The 1,034-nt window shown below is 64.2% G+C and carries 1 pseudogene; it reads left to right on the forward strand.

The features are described from left to right. Window positions 1–1,034: pseudogene (locus BX592_RS33650) on the forward strand (YadA-like family protein); the annotation flags it as partial.

Raw genomic sequence — 1,034 nt, forward strand, 5'->3', positions numbered from 1 at the left:
GCGCAGCTGAAAGCAGCGGGCCTGAACGTGGACACATCGGGCAACGTGACGAACTCGTTCGTCGCATACGACGATTCGACGCAGGGTAAGGTCACTCTCGCAGGCGGCACGGCCGGCACGACCATCACGAATGTGAAGGCGGGTGCACTGAGCGCGACGAGCACGGACGCTGTGAACGGCTCGCAGCTCTATGCGACGAACCAGAACGTTGCGAAGAACACCGGCGACATCACGACACTGAACACGCAGGTCACGACGATCAACGGTGAGCTCGCCGATGCGGTGAAGTACGACACGTCGACGCACGACAAGGTGACGCTGGCGGGCGGCACGGCGGGCACCACACTGGGGAACGTCGCGGCAGGCAAAGCTGATCTCGACGCGGTCAATATGGCGCAGTTGAAGGCGGCCGGTCTGAACGTGGACACATCGGGCAACGTGACGAACTCGTTCGTCGCATACGACGATTCGACGCAGGGCAAGGTGACGCTCGCGGGCGGCACGGCCGGCACGACCATCGCGAATGTGAAGGCGGGTGCACTGAGCGCGACGAGCACGGACGCTGTAAACGGCTCGCAGCTCTATGCGACGAACCAGAACGTTGCGAAGAACACCGGCGACATCACGACGCTGAACACGCAGGTCACGACGATCAACGGTGAGCTCGCGGATGCGGTGAAATACGACACGTCGGCGCACGACAAGGTGACGCTGGCGGGCGGCACGGCGGGCACCACACTGGGGAACGTCGCGGCAGGCAAAGCTGATCTCGACGCGGTCAATATGGCGCAGTTGAAGGCGGCCGGTCTGAGCGTGGACACATCGGGCAACGTGACGAACTCGTTCGTCGCGTACGACGATTCGACACAGGGCAAGGTCACGCTCGCAGGCGGCACAGCCGGCACGACGGTCACGAATGTGAAGGCGGGTGCAGTTGGCGCGTCCAGCACGGACGCGATCAACGGCTCACAGCTGTACAACGTGGCCAGCACGACGGCGGCGGCGCTCGGCGGAGGCGCCACGGTGAATGCGGA

The organism is Paraburkholderia rhizosphaerae (assembly GCF_004366595.1).
GTDB classification, from domain to species: domain Bacteria; phylum Pseudomonadota; class Gammaproteobacteria; order Burkholderiales; family Burkholderiaceae; genus Paraburkholderia; species Paraburkholderia rhizosphaerae.